The organism is Phenylobacterium sp. CCH9-H3 (assembly GCF_001557235.1).
Classification (GTDB): Bacteria; Pseudomonadota; Alphaproteobacteria; order Caulobacterales; family Caulobacteraceae; genus Phenylobacterium.
This window is the reverse complement of record NZ_LSJI01000092.1, coordinates 13,696-38,531: the sequence shown is the minus strand read 5'-3', so window position 1 is coordinate 38,531 and position 24,836 is coordinate 13,696. Positions and strand designations below refer to the sequence as shown.

26 protein-coding genes are annotated in these 24,836 nt (G+C 72.6%); 17 read left to right on the top strand and 9 right to left on the bottom strand.

The annotated features are described in order from the left end of the window. Positions 1-251, bottom strand: a 251-nt coding sequence (locus AX721_RS08220) for a hypothetical protein (RefSeq protein WP_156467070.1), incomplete at its 3' end; no start/stop codon positions are given. Between the two features lie 263 nt (positions 252-514). Further along, entirely contained in the window at positions 515-1,141 is a 627-nt protein-coding gene (locus AX721_RS27850; RefSeq protein ID WP_068875527.1) for a PEPxxWA-CTERM sorting domain-containing protein, read from the bottom strand. A 254-nt stretch (positions 1,142-1,395) separates the two neighbouring features. Between AX721_RS27850 and AX721_RS08210 the strand changes: the two genes are divergently transcribed. The 8 genes from AX721_RS08210 (at position 1,396) to AX721_RS08175 (ending at position 8,765) form a co-directional block, all read left to right on the top strand. Next, on the top strand, positions 1,396-1,746 hold the full coding sequence (locus tag AX721_RS08210) for a helix-turn-helix transcriptional regulator (protein ID WP_068875526.1): 351 nt from the start codon (positions 1,396-1,398) through the stop codon (positions 1,744-1,746). 75 nt (positions 1,747-1,821) lie between these two features. Further along, positions 1,822-2,130: a hypothetical protein gene (locus AX721_RS08205; RefSeq protein WP_068875525.1), complete on the top strand. Its 309-nt coding sequence runs from the start codon at positions 1,822-1,824 to the stop codon at positions 2,128-2,130. A gap of 4 nt (positions 2,131-2,134) precedes the next feature. Continuing rightward, positions 2,135-3,631, top strand: a complete 1,497-nt coding sequence (locus tag AX721_RS08200) for a class I adenylate-forming enzyme family protein (protein ID WP_068875524.1) — start codon at positions 2,135-2,137, stop codon at positions 3,629-3,631. Positions 3,632-3,635: 4 nt separating this feature from the next. Beyond that, complete coding sequence (locus tag AX721_RS08195) at positions 3,636-4,613, top strand: enoyl-CoA hydratase/isomerase family protein (RefSeq protein ID WP_082765476.1); 978 nt, start codon at positions 3,636-3,638, stop codon at positions 4,611-4,613. Continuing rightward, the gene (locus AX721_RS27300; RefSeq protein WP_068875522.1) at positions 4,610-5,629 is read left to right on the top strand and encodes a CoA transferase; all 1,020 of its coding nucleotides are present in this window, start codon (positions 4,610-4,612) and stop codon (positions 5,627-5,629) included. The genes AX721_RS08195 and AX721_RS27300 overlap by 4 nt, the downstream gene beginning before the upstream one ends. After that, on the top strand, positions 5,626-6,999 hold the full coding sequence (locus AX721_RS27295) for an amidohydrolase family protein (RefSeq protein ID WP_068875521.1): 1,374 nt from the start codon (positions 5,626-5,628) through the stop codon (positions 6,997-6,999). Before AX721_RS27300 ends, AX721_RS27295 begins: the two co-directional genes overlap by 4 nt. 122 nt (positions 7,000-7,121) lie before the next feature. Beyond that, complete coding sequence (locus tag AX721_RS08180; RefSeq protein ID WP_068875520.1) at positions 7,122-7,355, top strand: hypothetical protein; 234 nt, start codon at positions 7,122-7,124, stop codon at positions 7,353-7,355. Positions 7,356-7,550: 195 nt separating this feature from the next. Further along, positions 7,551-8,765, top strand: coding sequence for a putative sulfate exporter family transporter (locus tag AX721_RS08175; protein ID WP_197422505.1), 1,215 nt, complete (start codon positions 7,551-7,553; stop codon positions 8,763-8,765). A gap of 4 nt (positions 8,766-8,769) precedes the next feature. Here AX721_RS08175 and AX721_RS08170 read toward each other — a convergent pair whose 3' ends face one another. The 5 genes from AX721_RS08170 to AX721_RS27290 all read right to left on the bottom strand — a co-directional run bounded on the left by AX721_RS08170 (position 8,770) and on the right by AX721_RS27290 (position 14,368). Beyond that, positions 8,770-10,821, bottom strand: coding sequence for a M13 family metallopeptidase (locus AX721_RS08170; RefSeq protein ID WP_068875530.1), 2,052 nt, complete (start codon positions 10,819-10,821; stop codon positions 8,770-8,772). Between the two features lie 143 nt (positions 10,822-10,964). Next, on the bottom strand, positions 10,965-11,672 hold the full coding sequence (locus tag AX721_RS08165; RefSeq protein ID WP_068875518.1) for a Crp/Fnr family transcriptional regulator: 708 nt from the start codon (positions 11,670-11,672) through the stop codon (positions 10,965-10,967). 269 nt (positions 11,673-11,941) lie between these two features. Continuing rightward, on the bottom strand, positions 11,942-12,433 hold the full coding sequence (locus tag AX721_RS08160; protein ID WP_068875517.1) for a pyridoxamine 5'-phosphate oxidase family protein: 492 nt from the start codon (positions 12,431-12,433) through the stop codon (positions 11,942-11,944). Positions 12,434-12,507: 74 nt separating this feature from the next. Beyond that, the gene (locus tag AX721_RS08155) at positions 12,508-14,136 is read right to left on the bottom strand and encodes an amidohydrolase (RefSeq protein WP_068875516.1); all 1,629 of its coding nucleotides are present in this window, start codon (positions 14,134-14,136) and stop codon (positions 12,508-12,510) included. Positions 14,137-14,194: 58 nt separating this feature from the next. Beyond that, positions 14,195-14,368: a hypothetical protein gene (locus AX721_RS27290; RefSeq protein ID WP_156467069.1), complete on the bottom strand. Its 174-nt coding sequence runs from the start codon at positions 14,366-14,368 to the stop codon at positions 14,195-14,197. A gap of 62 nt (positions 14,369-14,430) precedes the next feature. Here AX721_RS27290 and AX721_RS08150 point away from each other — a divergent pair, with 62 nt between their 5' ends. Continuing rightward, complete coding sequence (locus AX721_RS08150) at positions 14,431-15,441, top strand: DUF4118 domain-containing protein (protein WP_068875515.1); 1,011 nt, start codon at positions 14,431-14,433, stop codon at positions 15,439-15,441. Between the two features lie 156 nt (positions 15,442-15,597). Here the strand turns inward: AX721_RS08150 and AX721_RS08145 are convergent, their stop codons facing one another. Both AX721_RS08145 and AX721_RS08140 read right to left on the bottom strand, forming a co-directional pair. Next, positions 15,598-16,131: an RcnB family protein gene (locus AX721_RS08145; RefSeq protein WP_068875514.1), complete on the bottom strand. Its 534-nt coding sequence runs from the start codon at positions 16,129-16,131 to the stop codon at positions 15,598-15,600. Positions 16,132-16,145: 14 nt separating this feature from the next. Continuing rightward, the gene (locus AX721_RS08140; RefSeq protein ID WP_068875513.1) at positions 16,146-17,897 is read right to left on the bottom strand and encodes an MHYT domain-containing protein; all 1,752 of its coding nucleotides are present in this window, start codon (positions 17,895-17,897) and stop codon (positions 16,146-16,148) included. A gap of 210 nt (positions 17,898-18,107) precedes the next feature. On the opposite strand from AX721_RS08140, the gene AX721_RS08135 reads away from it, so the two are divergent. From AX721_RS08135 to AX721_RS08100, 8 genes are all read left to right on the top strand, one after another. Continuing rightward, a complete protein-coding gene (locus tag AX721_RS08135) occupies positions 18,108-19,946 on the top strand; it encodes an alpha/beta fold hydrolase (protein ID WP_068875512.1) in 1,839 nt (612 codons plus the stop codon). 81 nt (positions 19,947-20,027) lie between these two features. Beyond that, positions 20,028-20,495, top strand: a complete 468-nt coding sequence (locus AX721_RS08130) for a hypothetical protein (protein WP_068875511.1) — start codon at positions 20,028-20,030, stop codon at positions 20,493-20,495. Positions 20,496-20,677: 182 nt separating this feature from the next. Then, the gene (locus AX721_RS08125; RefSeq protein WP_156467068.1) at positions 20,678-21,076 is read left to right on the top strand and encodes a hypothetical protein; all 399 of its coding nucleotides are present in this window, start codon (positions 20,678-20,680) and stop codon (positions 21,074-21,076) included. 137 nt (positions 21,077-21,213) lie between these two features. Beyond that, entirely contained in the window at positions 21,214-21,411 is a 198-nt protein-coding gene (locus tag AX721_RS08120) for a hypothetical protein (RefSeq protein ID WP_068875509.1), read from the top strand. Between the two features lie 49 nt (positions 21,412-21,460). Continuing rightward, positions 21,461-21,697 carry a hypothetical protein gene (locus AX721_RS08115; RefSeq protein WP_068875508.1) on the top strand — a complete coding sequence of 79 codons (237 nt, stop codon included), beginning with the start codon at positions 21,461-21,463 and terminating at the stop codon, positions 21,695-21,697. Between the two features lie 33 nt (positions 21,698-21,730). Then, positions 21,731-23,056 carry an amidohydrolase family protein gene (locus AX721_RS08110; RefSeq protein WP_068875507.1) on the top strand — a complete coding sequence of 442 codons (1,326 nt, stop codon included), beginning with the start codon at positions 21,731-21,733 and terminating at the stop codon, positions 23,054-23,056. Continuing rightward, positions 23,053-24,159: a dipeptidase gene (locus AX721_RS08105; RefSeq protein WP_068875506.1), complete on the top strand. Its 1,107-nt coding sequence runs from the start codon at positions 23,053-23,055 to the stop codon at positions 24,157-24,159. The genes AX721_RS08110 and AX721_RS08105 overlap by 4 nt, the downstream gene beginning before the upstream one ends. Next, a complete protein-coding gene (locus tag AX721_RS08100) occupies positions 24,147-24,797 on the top strand; it encodes a DsbA family protein (RefSeq protein WP_068875505.1) in 651 nt (216 codons plus the stop codon). The genes AX721_RS08105 and AX721_RS08100 overlap by 13 nt, the downstream gene beginning before the upstream one ends. Positions 24,798-24,836: the final 39 nt, after the last annotated feature.

The following is a 24,836-nucleotide window of genomic DNA, read 5'->3' as shown; positions in this document are numbered from 1 at the left end:
CTGCCGACGACCCAGACCTGGCCGCCGCCCTGGTTGCTCGGCGCGATGTCCTCGTTGCCGACGATCTTGACCGTCCAGCCATCGTTGCTCAGACCGAGAATCTCGTTGTCCGTGCCGTCGTCATCGCCATCGATGAGGATGGTGTCGAGGCTGCCTGGCAGGTTGCCGTCGGTGATGATGACCGCGGCGGAGGCCGTGCCGGCCGCCCCCAGGACCATCGCCGCGGCGCCCGCGGCTAGAACCGATTTCATTCGCATCTTCCGTACCCCACTCCCATCGTCCGTATGGACGCCGTTGGAACAACCCGCCCCCAAGCCGCAAAACGTTGCATCGAATAACGACGATACGTCAAACAACCGAAGGGTGTCCCCGGCGGGCCAGGCCTCGCTCGCGGCGGGTAATGATTCCTTAACTATCGGAAAACCCGCCTGAAATTCGCCAAAGCAGGCGAGGGAGTCAGGCAAGAAAAAGGCCCCGGAGAACCGGGGCCTCGATCACAACTTGATGAATTCCCTCAGGCGAGGGCGCGGCGGCGGCGGCGTAGCAGCGCGCCCGCGGCCCCGAAGCCCATGATCATCATCGCCCAGGTCGCCGGTTCCGGCACCGCGACGCCCGTGCTGTAGAGGGCCGCGTTCGACAGGCCCGGCATGTTGAACGTGAAGCTGTCCATGCCCGCGCCAGCGTCGAACTTGAAGAAGGCGGTGCCGCTATAGCCGATGCCACCCGCGCCGTTCGCCCCACCCACGTGGAAGCCCACGAGGGTGATCCCGTACAGCGTCTGGCCGAAGTCGATGGTCGGGCCGCTGGTGTTGTACTTCGCCAGCGGGACCAGGGTGGCGGCGTCGAACACCGAGCCGCCCGCGAGGTCGTTCAGCGCGTCCGTGCGAGCGGTCCGCTTGTCCAGCGTGCCGACGCCGAGGCCGTCGACGTTCAGGTTGTCCTGCAGCCAGCCGCTGCAGTCCAGGGCGCCCAGCTGGACGCCTGCCGCCTCGCAGGAGACCGGGACGAACGTCGTACCGCCGGAAGGCGGGGGCGGGCCCTTGTCCTTGTTCTTGTCGTTCTTGGCCAGCGCCGGGGTCGCGGCCATCACGGTCACGGCGGAAAGGGCCAGCGCGAACTTGCCGGCGGAATGCATCTTCATAACTCTGGCCCTCGCCTCGATCACGTCACGCTCGAGCCTACGGGGTGTGCATCTCCGAAAGGTTAGCGGATCAACGCGGTTCGCCGTCGGTGCGGGCACGGCTGTCGCCAAGGTTCCAGGCGAACTTTCCGCCGACGGGGCCTCGACGCGGCGCACTGAACGGCGTTAAGGTGCCGTTTGATAGTCGCTCTCAATCGCAAGTTCGCGACAGGGTCGGCGAGGGATCGTTTCGCAACTCCGAGTTATCTCGAACCATGGAAGTGTTGCGCGCCGCCAACGCCCTGTCCGCCCTGGGGAACGAACGCCGTCTGACCATTTTCAGGATGCTCATCGAGGCCGGTCCGGAGGGGATCGCCGCGGGCGAGATCGCGCGGCGCCTCGACATGCTGCAGAACACTCTCTCCAGCAGCCTGGCGGTGATGGCGCACGCCGGCGTCGTCCGGTCGCGGCGCGAGGGCCGGTCGATCATCTACAGCGCCGACTATCGCCACATCAACGACCTGATGGCCTTCCTGGTCCACGACTGCTGCGGCGACGACCCCTCCCGCTGCGGCGAGCCGTTCTTCGCCGTGCTGGCGCCGACCCGTAAGCCTGTCGACGCCTGACCCTCCCCCTGCGTCCGCGTCGACGCGGGCGGGGGCGGGCGCTAAGCTCCTGGACGCAAAGGGAGCGAACAGACGATGGACCTGAAACCGGGGTCGCGCTGGAAGAGCGCGGTGTGCGACGCGGAGCTGGTGGTGGTGCGGCCGCCCAAGGCGCCGGCCAGCCTGGAGTGCGGCGGCCACCCCGTGATCCCCCACGCCGAGGCGCGGAGCGGCGACCTCGTGCTGGCCGACGCGCACGCCGCCGGCAGCGCCGCCGGCAAGCGGTACAGCGATCCGGAGACCGGCCTCGAGGTGCTGTGCTCCAAGGCCGGCCAGGGCTCGCTCAGCGTCGACGGCCGCGCCATCGGCGCCCAGGAGGCCAAGAAGCTGCCGTCGTCGGACTGAGGCGATGCATACCGCTCTCCTTCTCGACATGGCGGCCGACGCCGCGCCGGACCGGCTGGCGCTGGGCGGCCGGTCCGACGGCCTGACCTTCGACGAGACCCGCCGCCGCGCCCGGGCCGCCGCCGCCTGGCTGGCGGGCTATGGCGGGGAGACGATCGCCTTCCTGGGCCTGAACGGGCCGGCCCTGCCCATCGCCGTGTTCGCCGCGGGCCTGCTGGGCAAGCCGTTCGCGCCGCTGAACTACCGGCTGCCCAACGCCGACCTGAACCGGCTCCTGGCCCGCACCGCGCCCTCGGCGGCCATCGTCGACGACGACATGCTGGGGCGGTTGGAGCCGCACGCGGGGGTGACCGTGGTCGCCCGCTCGGCCTTCGAGGCGGCCTGCGCCAGCCCTGCGCCGGACGACCTGCCCGACGCCCAGCCCGACATCGCGGTCCTTCTCTTCACCAGCGGCACGACGGGCGAGCCCAAGGCCGCCATCCTGCGCCACGCCAACCTTACCAGCTATGTGATCTCCACGGTCGAATTCCTCGGCGCGGAGGAGGGCGAGGCGGCCCTGGTCTCCGTGCCGCCCTACCACATCGCCGGGATCTCGGCGGTCCTGACCGGCGTCTACGGAGGCCGGCGGATCGTCTACCTGGAGGCCTTCACCGCCGAGGCATGGGTGGAGGCGGCGGCGCGCGAGGCGATCAGCCACGCCATGGTCGTGCCCACCATGCTGGGCGCGATCCTCGACGTCCTGGAGGCGCGCGGCGAGAGCCTGCCGGCCCTGAGGGCGCTGAGCTACGGGGGTGGCCGGATGCCCCTGCCGGTGATCGAGCGGGCCCTGGCGCTGCTGCCGCACGTGGACTTCGTGAACGCCTACGGCCTGACCGAGACCTCCTCGACCATCGCGGTGCTGGGGCCGGACGATCACCGCATGGCGATCTATTCCGACGACGCGGCCGCCAGGCGCCGGCTGGGTTCCGTGGGCCGCCCGCTACCCTCGCTCGAGCTCGAGATCCGCGACCCGGAAGGCCGGGTCCTGGGCCCCAACCAGCCCGGCGAGATCTACGTGCGCGGCGAGCAGGTCTCGGGCGAATACGCTCACAAGAAGATGCTCAGCGACGACGGCTGGTTCGCCACCAACGACGGCGGCTGGCTGGACGAGGCGGGCTATCTCTTCGTGGAGGGCCGCCTGGACGACGTGATCGTGCGCGGCGGGGAGAACATGAGCCCCGGCGAGATCGAGGATGTGCTGCGCGCCCACCCGGCCGTGGCCGACGTCGCCGTCCTGGGCGTGCCCGACGACCGCTGGGGCGAGACGGTCGCCGCCGTCGTGGTGCCTCGCGATCCGGCGCCGGCGCCTGAGGACCTCGCCGCCTGGGTCCGGGCGCGGCTGCGCTCCACCAAGACGCCCGAGGTCTGGGCGTTCCGCGAGGCGCTGCCCTACAACGACACGGGCAAGCTGCTCCGCCGCCAGCTCAAGGCCGAACTGACCGCCAAGCCCGCCGCAGCGTGATGTGATGGGGACCGGCCTCATCGCCGACCTGACGCAACTCTCCGGGGCCGGCCTCGCGGTCACCGAGATCGGGGTCGATCCGCCGCCGCTGGCGCACACCCCCGGGGTGGTGCAGGTGGGCGTGCATCGCGGCGGGCCGGTCCCGGGCGGCGCGCTGGACCCCTTCGACATCCTGGTCTGCGCCGACCCCGCCGCGCCCGGCCCCTGGGTGGGCGTCGCGCCCGAGCGCCTGGACGCGGCGCTGGCCGCGCTGCAGGCGGCCGTGGCGCGCCAGCCGGTGGCCGCCGCCGTGGCCGCCCAGGTCTTCCGCACGACCTTGGACGTCTCGTTCGACCAGGCCCTGGTGAACGAGTCGCTGGCCTATTCCATGCTGCTGGCGTCCGAAGGCTTCCGAACTTGGCGGACGGCGAATCCCCCACGGACGCGTGCGGACGAGCCGGGCCCGCGCGTGCGGATCGACGCCGGCCGGACCCTCTCGATCCGGCTCGACCGCCCCGCCGCCCGCAACGCCTTCGACGCCCGGATGCGCGACGAGCTGTGCGAGGCCTTGGCCTTCGCCTTGGAGCACCCGGATGCGCCTCCGGTCCGCCTGTCCGGCGCCGGGCCCGCGTTCAGCGCCGGCGGCGACCTGGACGAGTTCGGCCGCGCGCCCGACCCGGGGCAGGCGCACCTGATCCGCACCCTGCGTTCGCCCGCGCGCCTGGCCCAGGCCCTGGGCGAGCGGCTGACGGTCGAGGTCCACGGCGCCTGTATCGGCGCGGGGATCGAGGTCCCGGCCGCCGCGGCCCGCGTCGCGGCCAGGCCCGGCGCATACTTCCGGCTGCCCGAGGTCTCCATGGGCCTGATCCCCGGCGCCGGCGGCACGGCGACCATTCCCCGACGCATCGGCCGTCGCCGGGCCTGCTGGATGGCCATCTCGGGCGCCGAGGTGGACCTGGCGACGGCCCTCGCGTGGGGCCTAGTCGACGAGGTGGCGGCGTGAGCCCGATCCAGCCGGCCCTGGATGCGCTGGGCGCCGACGTCGCGGCGCTCACCGCCCGCTTTGGCCGCCGGGTGGAGCCGCAGGCCTTGGGCGTGCTGGATCGCGCCGGCCACCTGCCGCTCGCGGCGCCGGGTCGCGTCTCCCCCAACGCCGCCTGCCGCCTTTTCCGCGCCGCCGACGGCTGGATGGCCCTGAACCTCGCCCGCGAGGAGGACCGCGACCTGATCCCGGCCTGGCTGGGCTGCGACGCCGGCGCCGATCCCTGGGACCTCGTGGAGGCGCACGCGCCGGACCGGACCTGCGGCGAGCTGGTTGCGGGCGCGGCCCTGCTGAGCCTGCCCGCCGCGGCCGTGGGCGAGCGGGCGGCGGAGGCGGCCGTCCCATCCCTGATCCGCATGGCCTCCGGCGCATCCCGGCGCGAGGTCCTGCGGGCCGTCGATCTCTCCGCTCTCTGGGCCGGCCCGATGTGCGGCGCGATCCTGGCGGCCATGGGCGCCGAGGTGCTGAAGGTCGAAAGCGTCCGCCGCCCCGACCCGACGCGCGGGTCCACGCCCGCCTTCTTCGCCGCCCTCAACGGCGCCAAGACGCAACTTGCGCTCGACCTCTCGGCTCCGCAGGGCCAGGCCCGGCTGGTCCAGGCCATCGCCGCGGCCGACATCGTGATCACCAGCGCCCGGCCCCGCGCCCTGCCGTCCCTGGGCCTGGACCCGGCCGCGCTGTTCGCCGCCAATCCCGGCCTGGTCTGGGTGGCGGTCACCGGCCACGGCTGGACCGGTCCCGCGGCCCAGCGGGTGGCGTTCGGCGACGACGCGGCGGCGGCCGGCGGCCTGGTCGATTGGACGCGCGACGGGCCCCGCTTCCTGGGCGACGCCCTGGCCGATCCCGTCACGGGCCTCTCGGCCGCGGCGGGGGCGCTGCGTGGCCTGGAGGGCGGCGGCGGCGTCCTGGTCGACGTCTCCCTCGCAGGTTCCGCCGCCCGCGCTGCGGACCTCTGCCACCTGCGGCGGGCCGCGTGACCGCCCTGACCCTCCGCGACGTGGAGGTGGCTGGCCGGCCCGGCCTGGACGTGCGGATCGTCGGCGGCCGCATCGCGGAGATCGGTCGCCGCCTGCCGCCCGCCGGGGACGAGCTGGACGGGCGCGGCGGGGCGCTGATCCCGGGCCTTTGCGACCACCACATCCACCTGTTCGGACTGGCCGCCCAGGCCGCCTCGGTTCCGGTGGAAGACGCCGCGACACCCGCCGCCTTCGCCGCGCGCGTCGCCGAGGCCGCCGCCGCCCGCCCGCCGGGGGCCTGGATCCGGGTCACCGGCTACCATGAGACTCTGGCCGGCGACCTGAGCCGCGCCGACCTCGACCGCCTGGCCCCGCGCCACCCGCTGCGCGTCCAGCACCAGACCGGCTCGCTCTGGACCCTCAACAGTCTCGGGCTCGCGGCCCTGGGGGAGGGCGACGACCCGTCGGGCCTGGACCGCGAGAGCGGCCGGCTCTGGCGCGCCGACGCCTGGCTGCGCAGCCGCCTCCGCGAGCCGCCGCCGCCGCTCGCTCCGATCGGCGCCCGCCTGGCGGCTTGTGGGATCACCGCGCTCACCGACGCCAGCGTCACCATGGACGCCGCGGGCGCGGGGCGGCTGGCCGAGGCTCACCGCGCGGGCCATCTGCCCCAGCGCCTGATCCTGATGAGCGGCCGGTCGCTCGAGGCGCCGGCCGACGGCGCCTTCGCGGTCGGGCCGGTGAAGGTGCTGCTGGACGACCACAGCCTGCCCGACCTGGACGACTTCGTGGCCCGCATCGCCGCCGCCCGCGCCCAGCGGCGGCCCGTGGCCGTCCACTGCGTCACGGCGGGCGAACTGGCCCTGACCCTGGCCGCCTTCGAGACCGCCGGGAGCTGCGTCGGTGACCGGATCGAGCACGGCGGCGTCATCCCGGCCGAGGCCATCGCCACGCTGAAGCGGCTGAAGCTCGCCGTGGTCACCCAGCCGGCGTTCATCCACGAACGCGGCGACCGCTATGCCGCCGAGGTCGGCCCGCAGGACCGGCCAGACCTTTATCGGCTGAAGAGCCTGCTGGACGCGGGCGTGCCGGTCGCCGCCAGCTCGGACGCGCCCTACGCCACGCCCGACCCATGGGCCGGGATCGCCGCCGCCGTCGCGCGCCGCAGCCGGGGCGGGGTGGCGTTCGGGCCGGCCGAACGCGTGGACGCCGCCCGCGCCCTGGCCCTCTACCTCGACGAGCCGGCGGCGCCGGGGCGCGTCGCGCGCCGCGTGGCTCCAGGGGCCCCGGCCGACCTTTGCCTGCTGGATGCGCCGTTGGCGCAGGTGCTGTGCGCCCCGTCCGCCGCCCGTGTGCGCGCCACCCTGGTCGGCGGCGTTCGCGTCCACGGCTGAGCCCTGCGACAAGCCGCCCCAGCGTGATTCTCCGTAGGGGTCGGGCCCTAGGTAATGGACCGAAATGGTTACCGGCCCGCCGCCGGGCTTAGGTTTCCCCCGCAACGACAGGGAGGAACCCCATGACCGCCACCACCGCGCAACAGGAAATTCCGATGATCCCGGCCTTCGTCGCCCGGATCGCCGACTACGCCGCCGATGGCCCCGCCTATCTCCGCCTCGCCGCCGACGGGGCCATGGAATGGGTCGCCGCCCAGCGCGACGCCACCCCGTTCAGCTCCATGCGGGAAGCCACCCGCCAAGCCACCCGCCTGCCGGCCCGGCTTCGGGCGTTCGGAGTCCCGCGCCGCGACTAGCCGCCCGGCGATTCGGCGGCCAGGCCTAGGACACCATACGCCCGTTTAACTCCAGATTTAGTTCAAAATTCTCCCACTGCGTTCCAGATGGGAGCAACATTCTCCTCCCGGGCGGTTCTGACGCTACGATCGGCGATGATTTTCCCGCCCGTTCCGGCATCCTTCAAGGCTCATTTCCGCGAGCCGGGACCGACGATGCTCAAGGCCTTCACCCAGCACCCCGCCACGGTGGGCGAGAGCTATTTCGAGCACCTGGTGTCGGCCTGGGGCTTTGCGGCCACCATGGCGGTGGGCGCGATGGCCTGCCTGCTCCACGGCCTGTTTCCCTTTGCGTTCGAGACCTCGGGCAGCCGCCGCATCCGCGAACTGCATGAGCGCATGGTTACCCACCGCACCGCCCCCAAGCCGCCGCTGAAGGCGCCGGCCTGGCTGCCGGGTCTCGCGGTGGCGGCGCTGCTGACCGCGCTGGCCACCTGGGCCGCCACCATCCTGCATCAGCCCGTGGCGCCCTTCGCCCTGGCTGCGGGCTTCCTGATCGCCGCGCCCCTGGCCGGACGCCTGGACCTGTCGCCGGGTCTCCAGGTCGCCGAGCGGCCGCTGCTGCGGGCGGGCATCGCGCTCCTGGGCCTGCGCATCGTGCTGGGCGACTTCGCCCACCTGGGCGTCCAGACCCTTCTGCTGGTCCTTGGCTGCGTGGCCCTGACCCTGGCCCTCGGCTCGGGCATCGGGCGGCTGTTCGGCCTGCCCCGCGGCTTTTCCATGCTGTCGGCCAGCGCCACCGCCATCTGCGGCGCCTCCGCGGCCATGGCCGTGGCCAGCGTGCTGCCCAAGGGCGCCGAGACCGAGCGCCAGACCGGCTACGTGGTCGCGGTGGTGGCCACGCTCTCCACCCTGGCCATGCTGGCCTACCCCGCCCTCGCTCACATCGCCGGCCTGCCGCCCGAGGCCGCGGCCGTCTTCCTGGGCGCCTCGATCCATGACGTGGCCCAGGTGGCCGGGGCCGGCTACTCGGTCTCCCCGGCGGTCGGCGACATGGCCGTCACCGTCAAGCTGGTGCGGGTGTCGCTGCTGGCCCTGGTGGTGGCGACGGTGGCCTTCGCTTTCGCCCGCGCCGCGCGCGAGGCGGGCGGCGACCGGCAGGCGCTGGGCCGAGCGGCCCTGCTGCCCGGCTTCGTCATCGCCTTCTTCGGCCTGGCCGCCTTGCGTAGCGCAGGGGCCGTGCCGACGGACGTCCTGCCGGCGGCCGCGTTCGCCTCCAACATGCTGATCGGCGCGGGCGTCGTGGCCGTAGGCGCCAAGACCTCCATCGCCGGCCTGCGCTCCATGGGCTGGCGCCCGCTGGCCGCCCTCGGCGTCCAGACCGCGCTCCTGTGCGGCCTGGCCTTCGGGGCGGCCCAGCTGGTGGGCTGAGCCCCTACCAGATCCGCACGCGCTGCTCGGGCGGCACGTAGAGCTGGTCGCCCGGCTGGACGTTCCAGGCGTCGTACCAGCCGGGAATGTTCCGGATCGTGCCGTTGACCCGGTAGTAGGCCGGGGAGTGCGGATCGGTGACCACCTGCTGGCGTAGGGCCTCGTCGCGGATCTTCTCGCGCCAGACCTGGGCCCAGCCCAGGAACACCCGCTGGTCGCCGGTCAGGCCGTCGATCACCGGCGCGGGCTTACCCTTCAGCGAGGTGCGATAGGCGTCCAGCGCCAGCGACAGCCCGCCCATGTCGCCGATGTTCTCGCCCATGGTCAGCCCGCCCTGCACCCTGGCTCCAGGCAGCGGTTCGAAGGCCGAGTATTGGGCGCCCAGACGGTCGGCCTGGACCTTGAACTTGGCGGCGTCCTCAGCCGTCCACCAGTCGCGCAGCACGCCGTCGCCGTCCGACTTGCGGCCCTGGTCGTCGAAGCCGTGGCTGATCTCGTGGCCGATCACGCCGCCGATGCCGCCATAGTTGATGGCCGGGTCGGCGTCCGGATCGAAGAACGGCGGCTGCAGGATCGCCGCCGGGAACACGATCTCGTTGTTGGCGAAGTTGTAGTAGGCGTTCACGGTCTGCGGGGTCATGCCCCACTCGGCCTTGTCCACCGGCCCGTTCAGCCGGGCCACGTGGCGCCGCCACTCGAAAGCGCCCGCCCGGCCGACGTTGCCGTAGAGGTCGTCCGGCTTCAGCTCCAGGGCGGCATAGTCGCGCCAGGTCGCGGGGTAGGCGATCTTGACCGTGAACTTGGCCAGCTTCTCCAGCGCCCGCTGCTTGGTGTCGGGGCCCATCCAGTCCAGCTTCTCGATCCGCGCGCCGAGGGCGGTCCGGACGTCGCCCACCAGGGCGTCCATCTTGGCCTTGGCTTCCGGCGGGAAGTAGCGGGCCACATAGACCCGGCCGATGGACTCGCCGAGGGCGCCGTTCATGAAGGTCGCCGCCCGCTTCCAGCGCGCCTGCTGCTCGGGCTGGCCGGCCAGCTCCTTCAGCCGGAAGGCGTAGTTGGCGTCCACGAAACGCTTGGACAGGTAGGGTGCGGCGCTGTCGGCCAGGTGGAACGCCTGCCATGCCTTCAGCGTGTCCAGCGGGGTTTCGGCATAGACCTGGGCGAACCTGGGGAAGGCGGTGTTGGTGGTCACCACGATCCGGTCGACGTTCGGCAGGCCGGTCTCGGCCAGATAGCGGTTCCAGGCGAAGCCCGGGGTGTAGGCCGCCAGTTGGGCCGGGGTCATGGGGTTGTAGGTCTTGTCGCGGTCGCGCCGCTCCACCCGCGTCCAGCTCGCCTCCGCCAGCTGGGTCTCGAAGGCCACGATGGCCTTGGCGTTCTCGGCCGGCTTCTCCCAGCCGATCATCGTCAGCAGCTCGGCGACATAGGCCTCGTACTTGGCCTTCTTCTCCGCGAAGCCGGGCTGCAGGTAGTAGTCCCGGTCGGGCAGGCCCAGGCCCCCGGTGGCGCTCATCACGGCGTACCGGGTGGGCGCCTTGGCGTCGATCGAGATGTACACCGGCAGGATCGACGTGAAGCCGCTGAGGTTGGACTTCCCCATCAGGGCGGTGAAGTCGTCCTTCGAGCCGACCTTGCGGATCTCGGCCAGCTCGGGCGCCAGGGGCTTGGCGTCCAGCGCCTCGACGGCCGCCTCGTCCATGAACGCGCGGTAGCCGGCGGCGATCTTGGCCGCGTCGGGATCGGTCAATCGCCCCGCCGCCGCGTCCTCGAGGATCGCGTGCATGCGGTTGTCGGAGAGCTCGCGCAGCTTGTGGAAGTTGCCGTAGCGGACCCGGTCGGCGGGGATCTCGGTGCGTTCGGCCCACTTGCCGTTGGCGAACTTGAAGAAGTCGTCGCCCGGCTTGACGCTGCGGTCCATGCCGGAAAGGTCGAAGCCCCAGGTCCCGTACCTGGGCGAGGCCAGCGAGGGGGACTCAGGCGCATCGGCGCTCCACGCCGGCGCGGCGGCGAACGCCAGCGCCGCGGCCGCGCCGGCCGACAGCAGAATCTTGCGCATTTCGGAAATCATCGGTCTCTTCTCGATCAGCCAGGCCGCGCTTCCAGGTCGGAACCGTCGGCGACGCCGAGAAAAGGGGGAAAACCGCTCCCGCGCAATGGCCCGCGCGACGAGTCCCGCCGCCGCGGCGAGGAACGCGGCCCTCAGGTCCCGAGCAGCCGGTGATAGTGGTTGCGGATCACCTCGTAGCACTCGCAGGCCAGGGCCTGCAGGCCCGCGCGGTCCATGATGTCCACCACCCCGCGGCGGTAACGGATCAGGCCCTTGTCCTGCAGCGACCGCGCGACGGCCGTCACGGTGGTGCGCTGCACGCCCAGCATGTCCGCCAGGAACTCCTGCGTCAGGGCGACCGTGTCGGTGGAGATGCGGTCGTGGCAGGTGAGCAGCCAGCGGCAGAAGCGCGCCTCGACCGAATGCAGGGCGTTGCACGCCACCGACTGGATCGTGTGGCCGTACAGCGCCTCGCCGTGCCGGTCGACCAGGTCGCGCAGGGCGGGACTCTTCTCCCACGCCTCGTGCAGGCGCTCCGCGCCGATGCGGGCGGCGCGCAGCGGGGTCTGGACGATCGCCCGGCTCAGCGACTGGCGCGGCGCCACGGCGGCCATCAGGCCCAGGGCGCCCTCGGGCCCGATGGTCGAGCTCTCGATGGCCGCGCCGTTCTCCATCAGGGTCATCAGCGAGATCACCCCGTCGTGCGGGAAGTAGACGTGGTCGATCGCGTCGCCGGGGTCATAGAGCAGCCGGCCGCGCTCCAACTCGACCTGGGTCAGGTGGGGAACCAAGAACGCGTGGTCGCCAGCGGGAAGTGCGTCGAGCAGGCTGTTCTGTGCCAGGGGGACGGGCCTCTGCATCGGGGACTCGAAACGCCGTTCCACGGCTTGGGTTTCAAGTTACCGGTGCGCGACAAGCGCGACTGTCGAGTACGCGACACTCAAGCTTCGCCGGCCGCGAATTCGGGCAAAATCGTGGTAACCATTCTTAACATTGGAGAATTCAGCGCCTTTCCGCGTCGGATAGTCGACGCAAGACGCCCGGTCAGCTTGCTCGCAATGCCCGTGAACTTCGAATCAGTGGGTGCGAGACGCGGAGCCAGGGCGTCCCGCCCGCGTCTCGCCGCCAGCTAGTGGAAGTTCAGGTCGCGCCGCTCGCCCACGTCCGGCGTGCTGCCGGTGGTGTTGGCCTTGGCCACCTCGAAAGCGTACTTCAGCAGACCGCCATCCGTGATCCACACCGCAGCCTCGCTGACGTCCAGGCGCAGCAGGGTCAGGGCCGGGTCGTCCTTGCCCTCGGGGTACCAGGCCGCCACGTGGGCGTTCCAGTAGCGGTCGATCCGCTCGCGGTCGTGCGCCAGGGTCAGCCGCCCGTCGATGCAGGCCTGCAGCTTGCGGTCCAGGAAGATGAAGGCGGCGTCCGCCCCCGCGCCGCCGGCCAGGCTCTGGGCCAGGTCGGTGTCGTTGCGGGTGAAGAACCACAACGTGTTGGTGTCCTTCTCCACGAAGGCGGTCATCGGCTGGAAGTGGTGATTGTCGTGGGTCAGGCCGAGCATGCCGGTGTGCTCGTCGTCGACGGCCTTCCACAGGCGGTCGCGGACTTCGGTGTTGCTGAGGGTCATGTGGCTCTCCGGGGATCAAAGGGGCGCACCCCAAACCCCCGGACGGCGACCCTGTTCCGTCAGTCGCCCGACGTTCAGGGCCTCCGGTGCACGATCTTGCCGTCCACCACCGTCAGCACCGCGTGGCCCTTGGGAATCTCGGCCTCGGGGGCGGTCATCAGGTCGACGGAAAAGGCGGTCAGGTCGGCGCGTTTGCCCACCTCGATGGTTCCCAGTTCGGTCTCCGCGAACCGGGCGTAGGCGGCGGCCGAGGTGAACAGCTTCAGCGCCTCGGCGCGGCTCAGCGCCTCCTGCGGCCGCCAGTCCGGGCCGGAGAAGCCGGAGAGGTCCTTGCGCGCCACGGCGGCGTAGAACTCGATCAGCGGATCGCCCCGCTCGACGGGCGCGTCCGACCCGCCCACCACCACGGCGCCCGCCTCCAGCAGGCTCTTCCAGGCATAGGCGCCGGCCAGCCGGTCCGGGCCCAGGCGCGCGGGGGCGAAGTGCAGGTCGCCGATGGCGTGGCTGGGCTGCATCGAGGCGATCACCTTCAGCTTGGCGAACCGCGGGATGTCCGCCGGCCGTACGATCTGGGAATGCTCGATCCGCCAGCGGCGGTCGGACGGCGCCTGCTCGGCCATCAGGTCCAGCACATTGGCGTTGCCGCGGTCGCCGATGGCGTGCGCGGCGACCTGGATCCCGGCGGCCTTCGCCTGGGTCATGGCCTTGCGCATCGCCTCGGGTGCGGTGCGCACCAGGCCGGTCGTGCCGGGCGCGTCGGCATAGGGCGCGAACAGGGCGGCCCCGCGCGAGCCCAGGGCGCCGTCCTCGTAGAGCTTGATGGCGCGGGTGACGATCCGTCCGTCGGCCGTCGCCCGCGGTCCGCCGGCGAACAGCGGCCCCGCCTGCTCGGCGTCGACGGCGTTGTACACGCGCAGCGGCGTGCGGCCCTCGGCGTTCATGGCCTCCAGCAGGCCCACGTCGTCCCAGGCCACGCTCATGGCGTGGACGCCGGTCCAGCCATAGGCGGCCTCGACCCGGAACGCCGCGTCGAACGCCGCGCGCCGGTCGGCCTCCGTGGGCGGCGCCTGCAGCTTGCGGACCAGGGCCATGGCGTTGTCCACCAGCATGCCGGTGAGCTTGCCGTCGGGCCCTTTCAGGATCTCGCCGCCCGCCGGAACGGTCGTCGTCTCGTCGATGCCGGCCGCCTTCAGCGCCGCGGTGTTGGCCACCAGGGCGTGGCCGTCGGCCCGCACCAGCAGCACCGGCCGGTCGGGCGCGATGGGATCCAGGTCGCCCCGGTTCAGGAACCGCCCCTCGGGCCAGCCGGTCTCGATCCAGCCCCGGCCCCATACTGGCCCCGAGGGGCGCCGCTCGGCCAGGTGGGTCTTGACCCGCGCCACCGCCTCGGCCGCCGACTTGGCGCCCTCCAGGTTCAGCGACAGCTCGCGCTCGCCGACGCCGCGCAGGTGAGCATGGGCGTCCGTGAAGCCGGGAAACAGCGCCGCGCCCTTCAGGTCGACGGTCTCGGTGCCCGGGTTGAGCTTCAGCCGCACCGTGTCGGGCGATCCGACGAAGGCGATCCGGCCGTCCTGGACCACCACCACCTCGGCGGTCGGCCGCTCGGCGACCCCGGTGTAGATGGGCCCGCCCGAGATCCACAGGTTCTGGGCGGCGACGGGGGTGGCCACGAGGGCGGCGGCGCAGGCGAGGGCGAGCTTCATGCCGGCGAAGCTAGCGGCCGATTTGCACCGGAGCCAGCCGGGCCCGACATCCGGGCCGCTAATGCTCCCCGCCGCCGAGCGCGTGATCGTAGATCGCCTTGGCCGTGCCCGCGATCGTACCGGCGGCCGTATGCAGCGCCGTTTGGCCCACCAGGGTCTCCGCCTGCTGCGAGAGGGCGAACAGCTCCTCGGCCAGGGCCGCCAGCTTCAGATAGACGTCGCGGTCGTTCATGGCCCACCTTTGTGTCCGCCCGGTCAAGCATGCCCGGCGGGGTTGTGCTAGACCCTCGGCCCATGTTCGGCTTCTTCCAGCGCGCCCTCCCGCGCGATCACCTTCTTACACCGTGGCTTCTGACGGCCGCGCTTGTCGCCCTGGCGTTCTTCATCCGGCTTCCCCTGCAGCCCGTCCTGGGCGGCGGCCTCGCCTATTCCGCCTTCTATCCGGTGGTGATCCTCTCGGCCTACGCCTTCGGCCGGGCGCCCGCCGTCGCGGCGGCGCTCGCGGGGGCGTTCCTGGCCTTCTGGTGCTTCGTCGAGCCGGTCTACGCCTGGAAGGCGACGCCCCAGATCTTGGCCGCCTTCGGCTTCTTCACCGCCACCTGCGGGGTGGCCATCGTGGTGATCACCGGCCTGACTGGAGCGCTCAAGGACGTCTCGCACGAACTTGGCCGGGCCCGTGCGGTGGCCGACGGCCACGCGGGTCTCTTCCGCGAACTGAACGAGCGGATGAGTCATCACATGCGGCTGGTGGCCGGCGTCCTGGCCCTGCAGGCCAAGGGCGAGCCCGAACCCCAGGTGGCGGACGGGCTGCGCCGGGCCATGGAGCGCACCTTGCTGATCTCGCGCGTCCATCGCGAGCTGGGCGGCCGCGGCGAGGGGCCGGTCGACTTCGACGCCTTCGCCGCCGCCCTGGCCCGCGCCGTCTGCATCGCGCGCAATGCGCCGCCCGAGCGCGTTGTGGTCGAGGCCTCGGGCCTAGAACTGGGCGTGGAGGAGGCGACCTCCCTGGGCGTAGCCCTGGCCGAATGCCTCAGCGCCCTGCTCGACACGGGCGTCAAGGAACCGCTCAAGATCCGTTTCGACGTCCAGGGCCGCTGTGCGGAGGTGGCGATCACGGAGACGGGGTCGGGCGCGGAGGGGGCGCTGGTGTCGGTGACGAGCGGCTATCTGCTGCGCGCCATGACGGAGCAATTGGGCGCGGCGGTGGCCTTGCGCGCCGACGCGGCCGGCTCTGCGCTGGTGCTCTCGATGCCGAGGCCGGGCGCAGCCGAGGCCGTCGCCGGGCCCCCCTCGACCGTGCACTGAGCCGACAGGGACCGGGGGAAGGTCGCCCTTCCCCCGCAGTATCCTGGAACCTGTCGGGTTCAGATGGAATCATCCGAACCCGGTAAACAGGCTCGATCTCCTTGATTTAGAGCGCGTTTCAGGGCGAAGCCGGGCTCCTCTTTCGCCCAATGCGCTCTAGTAGGCGTTCAGCAGCACGTCGGCGATCAGGCCGGTGGCCAGGGCCATCAGGACGAAGTTGCCGTCGGCATAGACCCAGCGATAGCCGCGCGGAGCCGGGCGCAGGCCGTAGTAGTAGGGGTCCTGCACATAGTAGGTCCGATAGACCCGCGGCACATAGGCGCCGCGCCGCCAGGTGTAGCCGCGCGTCACGGGGTGATAGCCGTAGCCCGGCGCGTACCAGTAGCCCGGCCGGGCGCCGCGATAGCCACGCCATTCGGCCCGGTCGCGCCAGGTCTCGGCGCGGGCGCGGTTGTAGCGGACCTCGGCCTGGCTGCGGCGCACGTCGGCGCGGTCGCGGGCCAGTTCGCGCTGCTCGCGGGGCGTGATCACGCCGTCGCGGCGGGCGTCGCGACGGTCTTCCTTCAGCTCGCGGCGATCCTCGCGCAGTTCGCGCCGGTCCTCGCGGCGCTCGTGCCCCGGCTGGGCGGAGGCGGCGATGGGCGCGGCGGCGGTCGCCAGGGCCACCGCGGCGTACAACAGGTGTTTCATGACGAATTCCTCGGTTACGTGGTCCAGCGCCTGGAGGAAGCGCCTTCCGGGCTGAACCCGTCCTGAACCCCCAGCTTCAGCTTCGGTTCATCCGGCTGTCCGTCCTGGGCCAGGTCGAGCGGGATCGACAGCCGCGCTCGGAAGCCCGCGGGCGCGAAGGTCAGCTCCGCCGAACCGCCCAGCTCTCCCGTCACCGCCCCCTGCACCATCCGCGTGCCGAACCCGCGGCGGGCGGGCGGCGTCACCGGCGGGCCTCCCTGCTCGATCCATCCGAGGATCAGCCGCGCGCCGCCGCCGTCGGCGATCGCCTCCCAGTCGACCTGCACCCTTCCTCCGGCCGCGGACAAAGCGCCATAGCGCGCGGCGTTGGTCGCCAGTTCGTGGAACACCATGCCCAGGGCCAGGGCCTCCCGCGGCGCCAGGTCGACGTGCGGGCCCTCGAGCTGCACGCGATCTGGCGCATGCGGGCTGAGTTGCTGCTCCAGCAGCTCCTCCAGGTGCGCCCGCTCCCACGAGCGGCGCGTGAGGGTGTTGTGCGTCTGGGACAGGGCGATGAGCCGCGCCTCGAACAGTTCGCGGAAGTCGTCCAGCGACCCCGCCCGCATGGCGGACTGTCGCGAGATCGACTGCACGGCGGCCAGGGTGTTCTTCACCCGGTGGTTCAGCTCGTTGATCAGCAGCCGCTGGCGGCGGTCGCTGTCGGCCACCTGGGCGAAGGCTTCCTGGCGCTCGGTGATGTCGAACACCACGCCCACCATCCGCCTGGCCCGGGCGCCCGCCTCGTCCGCCGCCCGCCCGCGCATGTTGACCCAGCGAACGCCCCCCTTCGGACAGCGGACGCGCAGTTCCACATCGTACTCCCGGCCCGCCTCGGCCGCAGCCCGCAGTTCGTCGACGCGCGAGGAGTCGCCCGGCGGGAACAGGGCCGCCAGATCCGCCTGGCCGAAGGGCGCCTGGGGGTCGCGGCCGAACAGCGCCTTGCCTTGCGGCGAGACGTGCAACGTCATCTGCGGCAGCGCCAGCTCCCAATAGCCGACGCCGCCCGCCTCCAATGCGGCCATCACGTTCAGCCGCTGGTCGTACAGCGAGGCCAGGAGCGCCAGGAACAGGACCAGGATCGTGCCGGTCGCGACGCCCGCCGCCAGCACATAGGGCGGGGCGCCGGCGGGCGCCGTTCCAGGACCAGGCGTGAGCTCCAGCGCCGCCATGGCCGTGTAGTGCATGCCGGCGATGGCGCCGCCCAGGATCAGGGCCGCGGCGGCCCGCCAGGCCAGCGCCCGCTCGCGCCGCGCCGCGAACAGGGCCGCTGTCGCTGCGGCCACCGCGATCAGCAGCGACAACGCCACCAGCAGCGGGTCGTAGCCGAGCGAGACCGCGGTGCGCAGGGCGGCCATCCCGACGTAGTGCATGAGGCAGATGCCCGCCCCCATGAACGCGCCCGCCAGCGCGACCAGCGCCCCGCCGGAACGCTCCCGCGCCGCCGAGAAGAAGGCCCCCCAGGTCGCGCCGACCGCCAGGGCGAAGGACAGGAGGGTCAGGACCGGATCGTAGCTCACCGCCGATCCGGGATCGAACCCCAGCATGGCGATGAAGTGCATCGACCAGATGCTGGCGCCCATGGCCACGGCGGCGGTCCCGAGCCAGACCTGCCGCGTCCTGCCGATGTGCCAGCGGACGCGCCGGAACAGGTCCAGCGCCGTCCACGAGCCCAGCACCGCCACCAGGAGGGACAGGATCACGAACTGCGGATGGTGGTGATGTGGCATGCGCCCCGAACCCTGCCCGCCTCACACATGGCGCAGCGTGGGGAAGGGCGACGCAAGATGCAACTCATACATGCATCTATTCGCCTAATGCGCAGCGGTTTCGTCGGAATTCCGACGCCGCCTCGACGCTGGCGCGCGGATTGCAACGAACCGGTTCGATGAACCTTGCAACGTCTCGCGAGGGCGGGGCGTAATCGGCCGGCACGAACCATGACCAGCTCCATCCGCCTTTCCGACCTGCTCCGCGCGCGGTCGCCTTCGGCCGCGCCCGTCGAGCTCTTGCTCGAGTCCTGGCCGGCGGTGGAGGACGTCGTCCTCGCCCACAGCGGCCATGCGCGCCAGGACCTGACCGACGCCGCCAGCGCCCTGCCGCCGATCGCCGGCGCCATCGCTGACCGACGGGCCCTGGCCGCCGCCGTCCTGACACCGCGCGGCGACGTCTGTTTCGCCGACGCCGACTACCTGGCCCTGTTCCCGGACTCCACGGACCTGCGTCCCCTTCTGAGACGCGCCCTGCGGGAGGGGCCGGTGGTGAGCCTGGTGGAAGGCGCCGCCGGCGCCGCCTTCACCGCCTGGATCGGCGACGCTTCCGCCGCCGGACGCTGGCCGCTCGGACCGGACGCCGCGCAGGCCCTGCGTTCGGGCCAGGATCGGCTCGCGGTGGTGGTCAGCGCGCCCTCGCGCTCCTCCGAGCTGGCGCGGCGCGCGGCCCGCGCCCTCGACCTCACCGCGCTGGAGGCCCGCCTCGCCGAGGCCCTGCTCTTCGCGCCCAATCTGGAGGTGGCGGCGGCGGACGCCGGCGTGGGCCGCGAAACCGCCCGCGACGCGCTGCGCCGGATCAACGCCAAGGCGGGGGTGCGGCGCACGCCCGAACTGGTCGCCCGCCTCATCGCCATCATGTGCGTTGTGGGCGATCCGGGCGTCGACCAGGCCGGCGGCGACGACGCCCTGGCCGAGACCGCCTTCGGCCTTACGCCCGGCGAGGCCCGCGTCGCCGCGCTCGTGGCTCGCGGGGCGACGGCGCCGGAGACCGCCCAGGCCCTGCGGCTCAGCCCGGAGACCGTCAAGACACACATGAAGGCCGTGCTCCAGAAGACCGGCGCCCGGGGGGCCAAGGACCTCGCCCGCCTGCTGGTGGAAGCGCGCGAACTGGTGGCGGTCGCCTCGGCCGCCGAACCGGTCCTGGGCCAGGAGGAGGGCGGCGGGCGGCTGCGGATCGTGGCGGCCCTCGACGGCGTCCGGCGCGTGGCGCTGATCGACTACGGCCCCTATGGCGCCGAGCCGGTGCTGGTGTTCCACGGCGCGGCCGCCGGCCGTCGCATCCCCGACGGCTTCCGGCAGCGGCTGGTCGACAGGGGGATGCGGCCGATCGTCGTCCAGCGGCCGGGGTTCGGGCTCTCGGACCCGGCGGCGGGCGACTATGCCGCCACCGGCGCCGCCGACATCGCCGCGGTGGTCGATCGCCTGCGCCTGCGCCAGGTGCGGATGCTGGCGCGCGACACCGGCATTCCGGTCGCCCTGCGGTTCGCCGCGGACTTCCCCGGCCTGCTGGGCCGCGGCATCGTGCTGAACCCGCATCCGCCCATGCACCTGGCCCAGGACCACCCGAGCCTGGGCGCAGCGATCCAGCGCCATCTGCTGCGCAATCCCGAACTGGTGGCCGCGTCGGCCGAACTGCTCCGCCGCCAGGTCACGACGCGGCTGCTGGAACAGGTGCTGGAGAAGGTCTTCAGCGACCTCGCGCTCGACGCGGCGGCGCTCGCCGATCCCGCGGTCCGCGAGTTCCTGATCCGCGACATCCAGGCGCTCTGCGCGCGCTCGGGCCGGGGCTTCGCCTCGGAGCACGCCGTCTACGCCAACGGCTGGCGCCCGCCCGTGGGCCTTGGCGACCACGGCTGGACGGCGATCCTGTCCGGCGACCTGCCGGGCCAACTCGATCCCGCCTGGCTTGGCGCGCCAGGCCTGCGCACGATGCGCCTCGCCGGGGCGGGAGTGCTGCCCCAGTTCACCCACGCCGAAGCCCTGGCCGACCTCGTCGCCGCCGCGTGAAGCCGCACCCCCAATCGGGGGAGGGGCCGATGCCGCCGCCGCCCTAGCCTGCGAGACCTGAGGCGTTTCAAGGGGGCGGACATGCGAAAGACACTGATCGTGACGGCCATCGCGGCCGCGGTTCTGGCCGGCCCCGTGTCGGCCCAGCCGCTGCAGGTGAACTATCCGGGCGACGCGTCCATGGACTGCCCGGCCCTCGCCGCGGAGGCGGGCCGGATGGACCAGCTCATGGCTGACGCCAACGCTCAGGTTTCCAAGGCCAACGGCACGGCCCAGGGCGCGGGTCTCGCCTCCACGGTGGCGGTCGAGGGCATGCTGCGGACCGGCATGCTGGGCCGCGTTCCCGGCGCCGGCATGTTCGCCAACAACATGGCCAACGCCGCCAAGCAGCGCGCCGCCCAGGTCCAGGCCCAGGCCCAGGAGACGATCCAGACCGCCACCACCCGCAAGGCGCTTCTCGCCGGCCTCTATTCCGGCAAAGGCTGCGACGCCGCCCCGCCGGCGCCTCCCGCTGCGTCCGAGGCCTCCCCCGCGCCCACGGGCGCCTGAACCCCCGCGGCCGGACCCGGCCCGGCCATCCACGAACCGTGCAGGCCGCGCAGGCGGGATTCTCGCCCCCAAGCGACCCCCGCCGCAGAGCCTTCGTGGATGGTCGGACCCGGTCCGGCCGCGGTCTCGCCCAATGGGGGAAGGTGGTTGCCTTGCCGGCAGAGGTTCGCCAAGTCTTCATCATGGCCACCCGCGTCCCACCGGGGAGGATGTTCCTCCAGGCGTTGATCTCGATCCTCGTGGCCGTCTTGCTGGTGGCGGCAGCGACGGCGGCGCGCGCGGCCCTGGGGCCCAGGCTGGGCGCCCTCTCGCCGTTCATGCTGTACGTCGCGGCGGTCCTGGTCGCCGGCCTGGTCCGCGGGCCCGTCTGCGGGGCCCTGGTGATGCTGGGCGGCGGCGCGGCGGGGTTCACGCTGTTCCTGGACGGCGCGGCGCGCGACGGATCGGTGGTCGCCCTGATGATCTTCTGGGGCGTGTCGGCCCCCGTCCTCGTCACCGCCAACGAACTGCGGGTACAGCTCGGGCGCGCCATGGCCCGCCTGTCGGAAGCGCTCGATCGAAGAAATCGCATCGCGTCCTAGGCGAATCGTCGGGTTGCGGACTCAACCCCGCGGGGAAGCGTGTATAGTGACGCCTCGTCGGCCAGGGTTCCCGGCGCCGACGACCGAGACACGTGGCCCTTCACGTTGCTCCCGCCTCTTCCGAAGGGAGTTCCGAGATGTCGCTTTTCACGTTCTATCCCTGCCGGCCTGACGGCTCGGCCCCCGCGTTCGAAACCATCGACTGCCACGACGATGAGGACGCCCTGTCCCGCGCGCCCAAGGTGCTCGAGGATCATCAGAGCGCCGTCGAGGTCGTCATCTGGCAGGGCGAACGCCGCGTGGGCGTTCTGGTCCGGGCCACCAGCGCGGCCTGACGCGCGCGCGGCCTTGCCCTGGGCCGTCGCATCGGCCAAAGGCTCGGGCATGCCCAAGGGCCAGGCCCCAGACACCGTTTCCGATCCGGCCGCCCCCGCCGCCGTGGTCCGCGCGCCGCGCGACCGCGCTGTGGCCGCCGTCCGCCTGATGGCCCTCGTCAGCGTCGCCCTGGCGGCGATGTGCGTCTGCCTCGCCTTCGCCTGGCGCGCCGAGCGCGACGCCGCCGCCTGCTGGCGCACCGCCGCCGAATTCCAGTACCAGCCCGAGGACGAGTGCCGGGGCTAGCGGCGCGGCGACAGTGAAAACGGGGGTGAGCGCGTGCTGAAGACGATCCTGGCCGCGGCCGGCGCGGTGGCGCTCGCGGGACCCGCGGCGGCCCAGGCGGTGCTCTACCGCAACGCCACCCTCATCGACGGGACCGGCGCGCCCGCCCGGCCCGGAATGTCCGTCCTGGTGGAGGGCGAGCGGATCGCCGACGTTCAGCCGGCCGACCGCCTCGTCGCCCCCGCAGGCGCCCGCGTGGTCGACCTCAGCGGCAAGTACCTGCTCCCCGGGCTCATCGACAGTCACGAGCACCTGGCCACGCCGCCCAACCGCCGCCAGGCCGAGGCCAGCCTGCGCCGCGACCTCTACGGCGGCGTCACCGCCGTCCGCGACATGGCCGACGACCTGCGCGCCGTGGCCGAGCTCGCCCGCGCCTCCCTGCGCGCCGAGATCCCGGCGCCCGACATCTACTACGCCGCCCTTATGGCTGGCCCCTCGTTCTTCGCCGACCCTCGCACCGTCGCCGTCAGCTACGGCTACACGCCCGGCAAGACGCCCTGGATGCAGGCCATCGACGAGACCACCGACCTGCGCGAAGCCGTCACCCTGGCCCGCGGCACCTCGGCCGTGGCGATCAAGATCTATGCGAACCTGCCCGCCGACCTGGTGGCCAAGATCGCCGCCGAGGCGCGCCGTCAGGGGATGCAGGTCTGGGCCCACACCGCCGTCTATCCCGCCACCCCCGCCGAGGTGATCGCCGCCCGGCCCGACGTCATGTCCCACGCCTGCTCCCTGGCCCACCAGGCGCTGGGCACGCCCGAGACGTACCAGTCCCGCACGCCCATGGACCCCAGGCCCTTCATCGGCGCGGACAACCCGGTCACCGCCCTGCTGGTCGGCCAGATGAAGGACCGCGGCATCGTCCTCGACGCCACCACCAGCCTCTACGCGCACCTGGAGGCCGAGGCCGCCAAGACCCCCGGCGCGCGCAAACCCCTCTGCACCGGCGCCATGTCCGACGGCCTGGTGCGCCAGGCCTGGAAGGCGGGGGTCGAGATCGCCGCCGGCACCGACTGGGTCGCGCCCTACGACGACCCCTGGCCCACACTGCACCACGAGCTCGCCGCCCTGGCGAAGCTGGGGATGCCGCCGGCCGAGGTGATCCGCGCCGCCACCCTGAACGGCGCCCGGGCCGCGGGCCAGGCGCGCGACCTGGGCACGGTCCAGGCCGGCAAGCTCGCCAACCTGATCGTCACGGCCAGGGACCCCACGGCCGACATCGCCAACCTCAAGACCCTGGACTTCACCGTCAAACGCGGCCGCGAATACCGCCGCGCCGACTTCCGGCCGCTCACCCGCGACGAGATGGAAGACCGATGAACCGCCGCACCCTGCTCGCCCTCTCGGCCGCGACCCTCGCGACCCCCGCCCTGGCCGCCGAGCGCGATCCGCTGGCCGGCCTGACGGTGATCAACGCCCTGGGCGGGCTGCACGACCCCAACTTCCCCGAGCCGCCCAAGCCGGTGCTGACCCCGCGCATCCTCAAGGACGCCCGCGCCTCGGGCCTGACCGCCGTGAACGTGACGCTCGGCTACGTGGCCGGGCCGGACGAGCCGTTCCAGAAATCGGTCGCCGAGGTGGCCCAGTACGACGCCCTCATCCGCGCCCACGCCGGCGACGTCCTGAAGGTGCTGACCGCCGCCGACATCGCCCGCGCCAGGGCCGAGCGGAAGGTCGGCGTGATCTACGGCTTCCAGAACGCGGCCATGATGGGCGACGACCCGGCGCGCGCGGACATCTTCGCCGACCTGGGCGTCCGAATCGTCCAGCTCACCTACAACCTGCGCAATCAGCTCGGCGACGGCGCCATCGCGCCCGAGGGCCGCGGCCTCACGCCCTTCGGCCATCAGGTGGTCGAGCGCCTCAATGCGAACCGGCTGATGGTCGACCTCAGCCACTCCGGCCGCCAGATCTGCCTCGACGCCGCCCGCGCCTCGAAACAGCCCATCTCTATCAACCACACCGGCTGCCGCGCCCTCACCGACCTGCCGCGCAACAAGACCGACGAGGAGCTGCGCCTGGTGGCCGAGCGCGGGGGCTTCGTGGGCATCTACTTCATGCCCTTCCTGAACCTCTCCGGCCACGCCCGCGCCGCGGACGTGGTGGCCCACATCGAGCACGCCGTGAACGTCTGCGGCGAGGACCACGTGGGCATCGGCACCGACGGCGGCACGACGCCCATCGACGACCTGGAGGCCTACAAGGTCGCCCTGCGCAAGGAGCACGAGGACCGCAAGGCCAAGGGCATCGCCGCGCCCGGCGAGCGGGCCGACACCCATCCCTTCGTGGACGACCTGCGCGGCCCCGACCAGTTCCGCAAGCTCCACCGCCTGCTGGCCGAGCGCGGGCACAGGCCGGCCCGCATCGAGAAGATCCTCGGCGGCAACTTCGTCCGCTATGCGAAGGACGTATGGGGCGCCTGAACCGCCCCGGCCTCTCCCTCGCCCTGGCGCTCGCCGCGGGCCTGATCGCCTACGTCTGGCTCCAAGGGCTGCCGTCCCAGGGGCCGAAGCTCACCCTCACGCCGGTGGTGGCCAGCGTGCTGAACGATCCCGGTACGCCCGCCTCCGGCGCGGCCCGGCCCGACGTCGTGGTGGTGATCTTCACCGACTACCAGTGCGCCATCTGCAAGCGCACCGACCCGGCCCTCGGCCGCCTCCTGGCCCGCGACCTCGGGGTGCGGGTGATCTGGAAGGACTGGCCGATCCGCGGCCCGGCCTCCGACTTCGCCGCCCGCGTCGCCCTGGCCGCGCATCGCCAGGGCCGCTACGTCCAGGTCCACGACGCCCTGATGGCGGCCCGCGGCCAGCTGACGCCCGAGCGCATCGTCGACATCGCCCACCGGGCCGGCGCCGACCCCACCCGCCTCGCCGCCGACCTGCAGCAGGACGCCCGCGCCATCGACGAACAGCTCGGCCGCCACCGGCTCCAGGCCTTCTCTCTCGGCCTCCAGGGCACGCCCGCCTATCTCGTAGGTCCCTACCTGATCCAGGGCGGCCTCGACGACCGCGCCCTGGCCGCCGCCGTCCGCAAAGCCCGCCGCGCCGGCCCGCCGAAATGAAACCGCCGGCGCCCTTCGCGCGCTACTGCGGGATCAGCC

Bases quoted from the DNA above. Each gene is read 5' to 3' on its own strand.
- AX721_RS27850 (WP_068875527.1), bottom strand. From the start codon at position 1,141: ATGAAGATGCATTCCGCCGGCAAGTTCGCGCTGGCCCTTTCCGCCGTG.
- AX721_RS08210 (WP_068875526.1), top strand. From the start codon at position 1,396: ATGGAAGTGTTGCGCGCCGCCAACGCCCTGTCCGCCCTGGGGAACGAA.
- AX721_RS08205 (WP_068875525.1), top strand. From the start codon at position 1,822: ATGGACCTGAAACCGGGGTCGCGCTGGAAGAGCGCGGTGTGCGACGCG.
- AX721_RS08200 (WP_068875524.1), top strand. From the start codon at position 2,135: ATGCATACCGCTCTCCTTCTCGACATGGCGGCCGACGCCGCGCCGGAC.
- AX721_RS08195 (WP_082765476.1), top strand. From the start codon at position 3,636: ATGGGGACCGGCCTCATCGCCGACCTGACGCAACTCTCCGGGGCCGGC.
- AX721_RS08180 (WP_068875520.1), top strand. From the start codon at position 7,122: ATGACCGCCACCACCGCGCAACAGGAAATTCCGATGATCCCGGCCTTC.
- AX721_RS08175 (WP_197422505.1), top strand. From the start codon at position 7,551: ATGCTCAAGGCCTTCACCCAGCACCCCGCCACGGTGGGCGAGAGCTAT.
- AX721_RS08170 (WP_068875530.1), bottom strand. From the start codon at position 10,821: ATGCGCAAGATTCTGCTGTCGGCCGGCGCGGCCGCGGCGCTGGCGTTC.
- AX721_RS08165 (WP_068875518.1), bottom strand. From the start codon at position 11,672: ATGCAGAGGCCCGTCCCCCTGGCACAGAACAGCCTGCTCGACGCACTT.
- AX721_RS08160 (WP_068875517.1), bottom strand. From the start codon at position 12,433: ATGACCCTCAGCAACACCGAAGTCCGCGACCGCCTGTGGAAGGCCGTC.
- AX721_RS08155 (WP_068875516.1), bottom strand. From the start codon at position 14,136: ATGAAGCTCGCCCTCGCCTGCGCCGCCGCCCTCGTGGCCACCCCCGTC.
- AX721_RS27290 (WP_156467069.1), bottom strand. From the start codon at position 14,368: ATGAACGACCGCGACGTCTATCTGAAGCTGGCGGCCCTGGCCGAGGAG.
- AX721_RS08150 (WP_068875515.1), top strand. From the start codon at position 14,431: ATGTTCGGCTTCTTCCAGCGCGCCCTCCCGCGCGATCACCTTCTTACA.
- AX721_RS08145 (WP_068875514.1), bottom strand. From the start codon at position 16,131: ATGAAACACCTGTTGTACGCCGCGGTGGCCCTGGCGACCGCCGCCGCG.
- AX721_RS08140 (WP_068875513.1), bottom strand. From the start codon at position 17,897: ATGCCACATCACCACCATCCGCAGTTCGTGATCCTGTCCCTCCTGGTG.
- AX721_RS08135 (WP_068875512.1), top strand. From the start codon at position 18,108: ATGACCAGCTCCATCCGCCTTTCCGACCTGCTCCGCGCGCGGTCGCCT.
- AX721_RS08130 (WP_068875511.1), top strand. From the start codon at position 20,028: ATGCGAAAGACACTGATCGTGACGGCCATCGCGGCCGCGGTTCTGGCC.
- AX721_RS08125 (WP_156467068.1), top strand. From the start codon at position 20,678: ATGGCCACCCGCGTCCCACCGGGGAGGATGTTCCTCCAGGCGTTGATC.
- AX721_RS08120 (WP_068875509.1), top strand. From the start codon at position 21,214: ATGTCGCTTTTCACGTTCTATCCCTGCCGGCCTGACGGCTCGGCCCCC.
- AX721_RS08115 (WP_068875508.1), top strand. From the start codon at position 21,461: ATGCCCAAGGGCCAGGCCCCAGACACCGTTTCCGATCCGGCCGCCCCC.
- AX721_RS08105 (WP_068875506.1), top strand. From the start codon at position 23,053: ATGAACCGCCGCACCCTGCTCGCCCTCTCGGCCGCGACCCTCGCGACC.
- AX721_RS08100 (WP_068875505.1), top strand. From the start codon at position 24,147: ATGGGGCGCCTGAACCGCCCCGGCCTCTCCCTCGCCCTGGCGCTCGCC.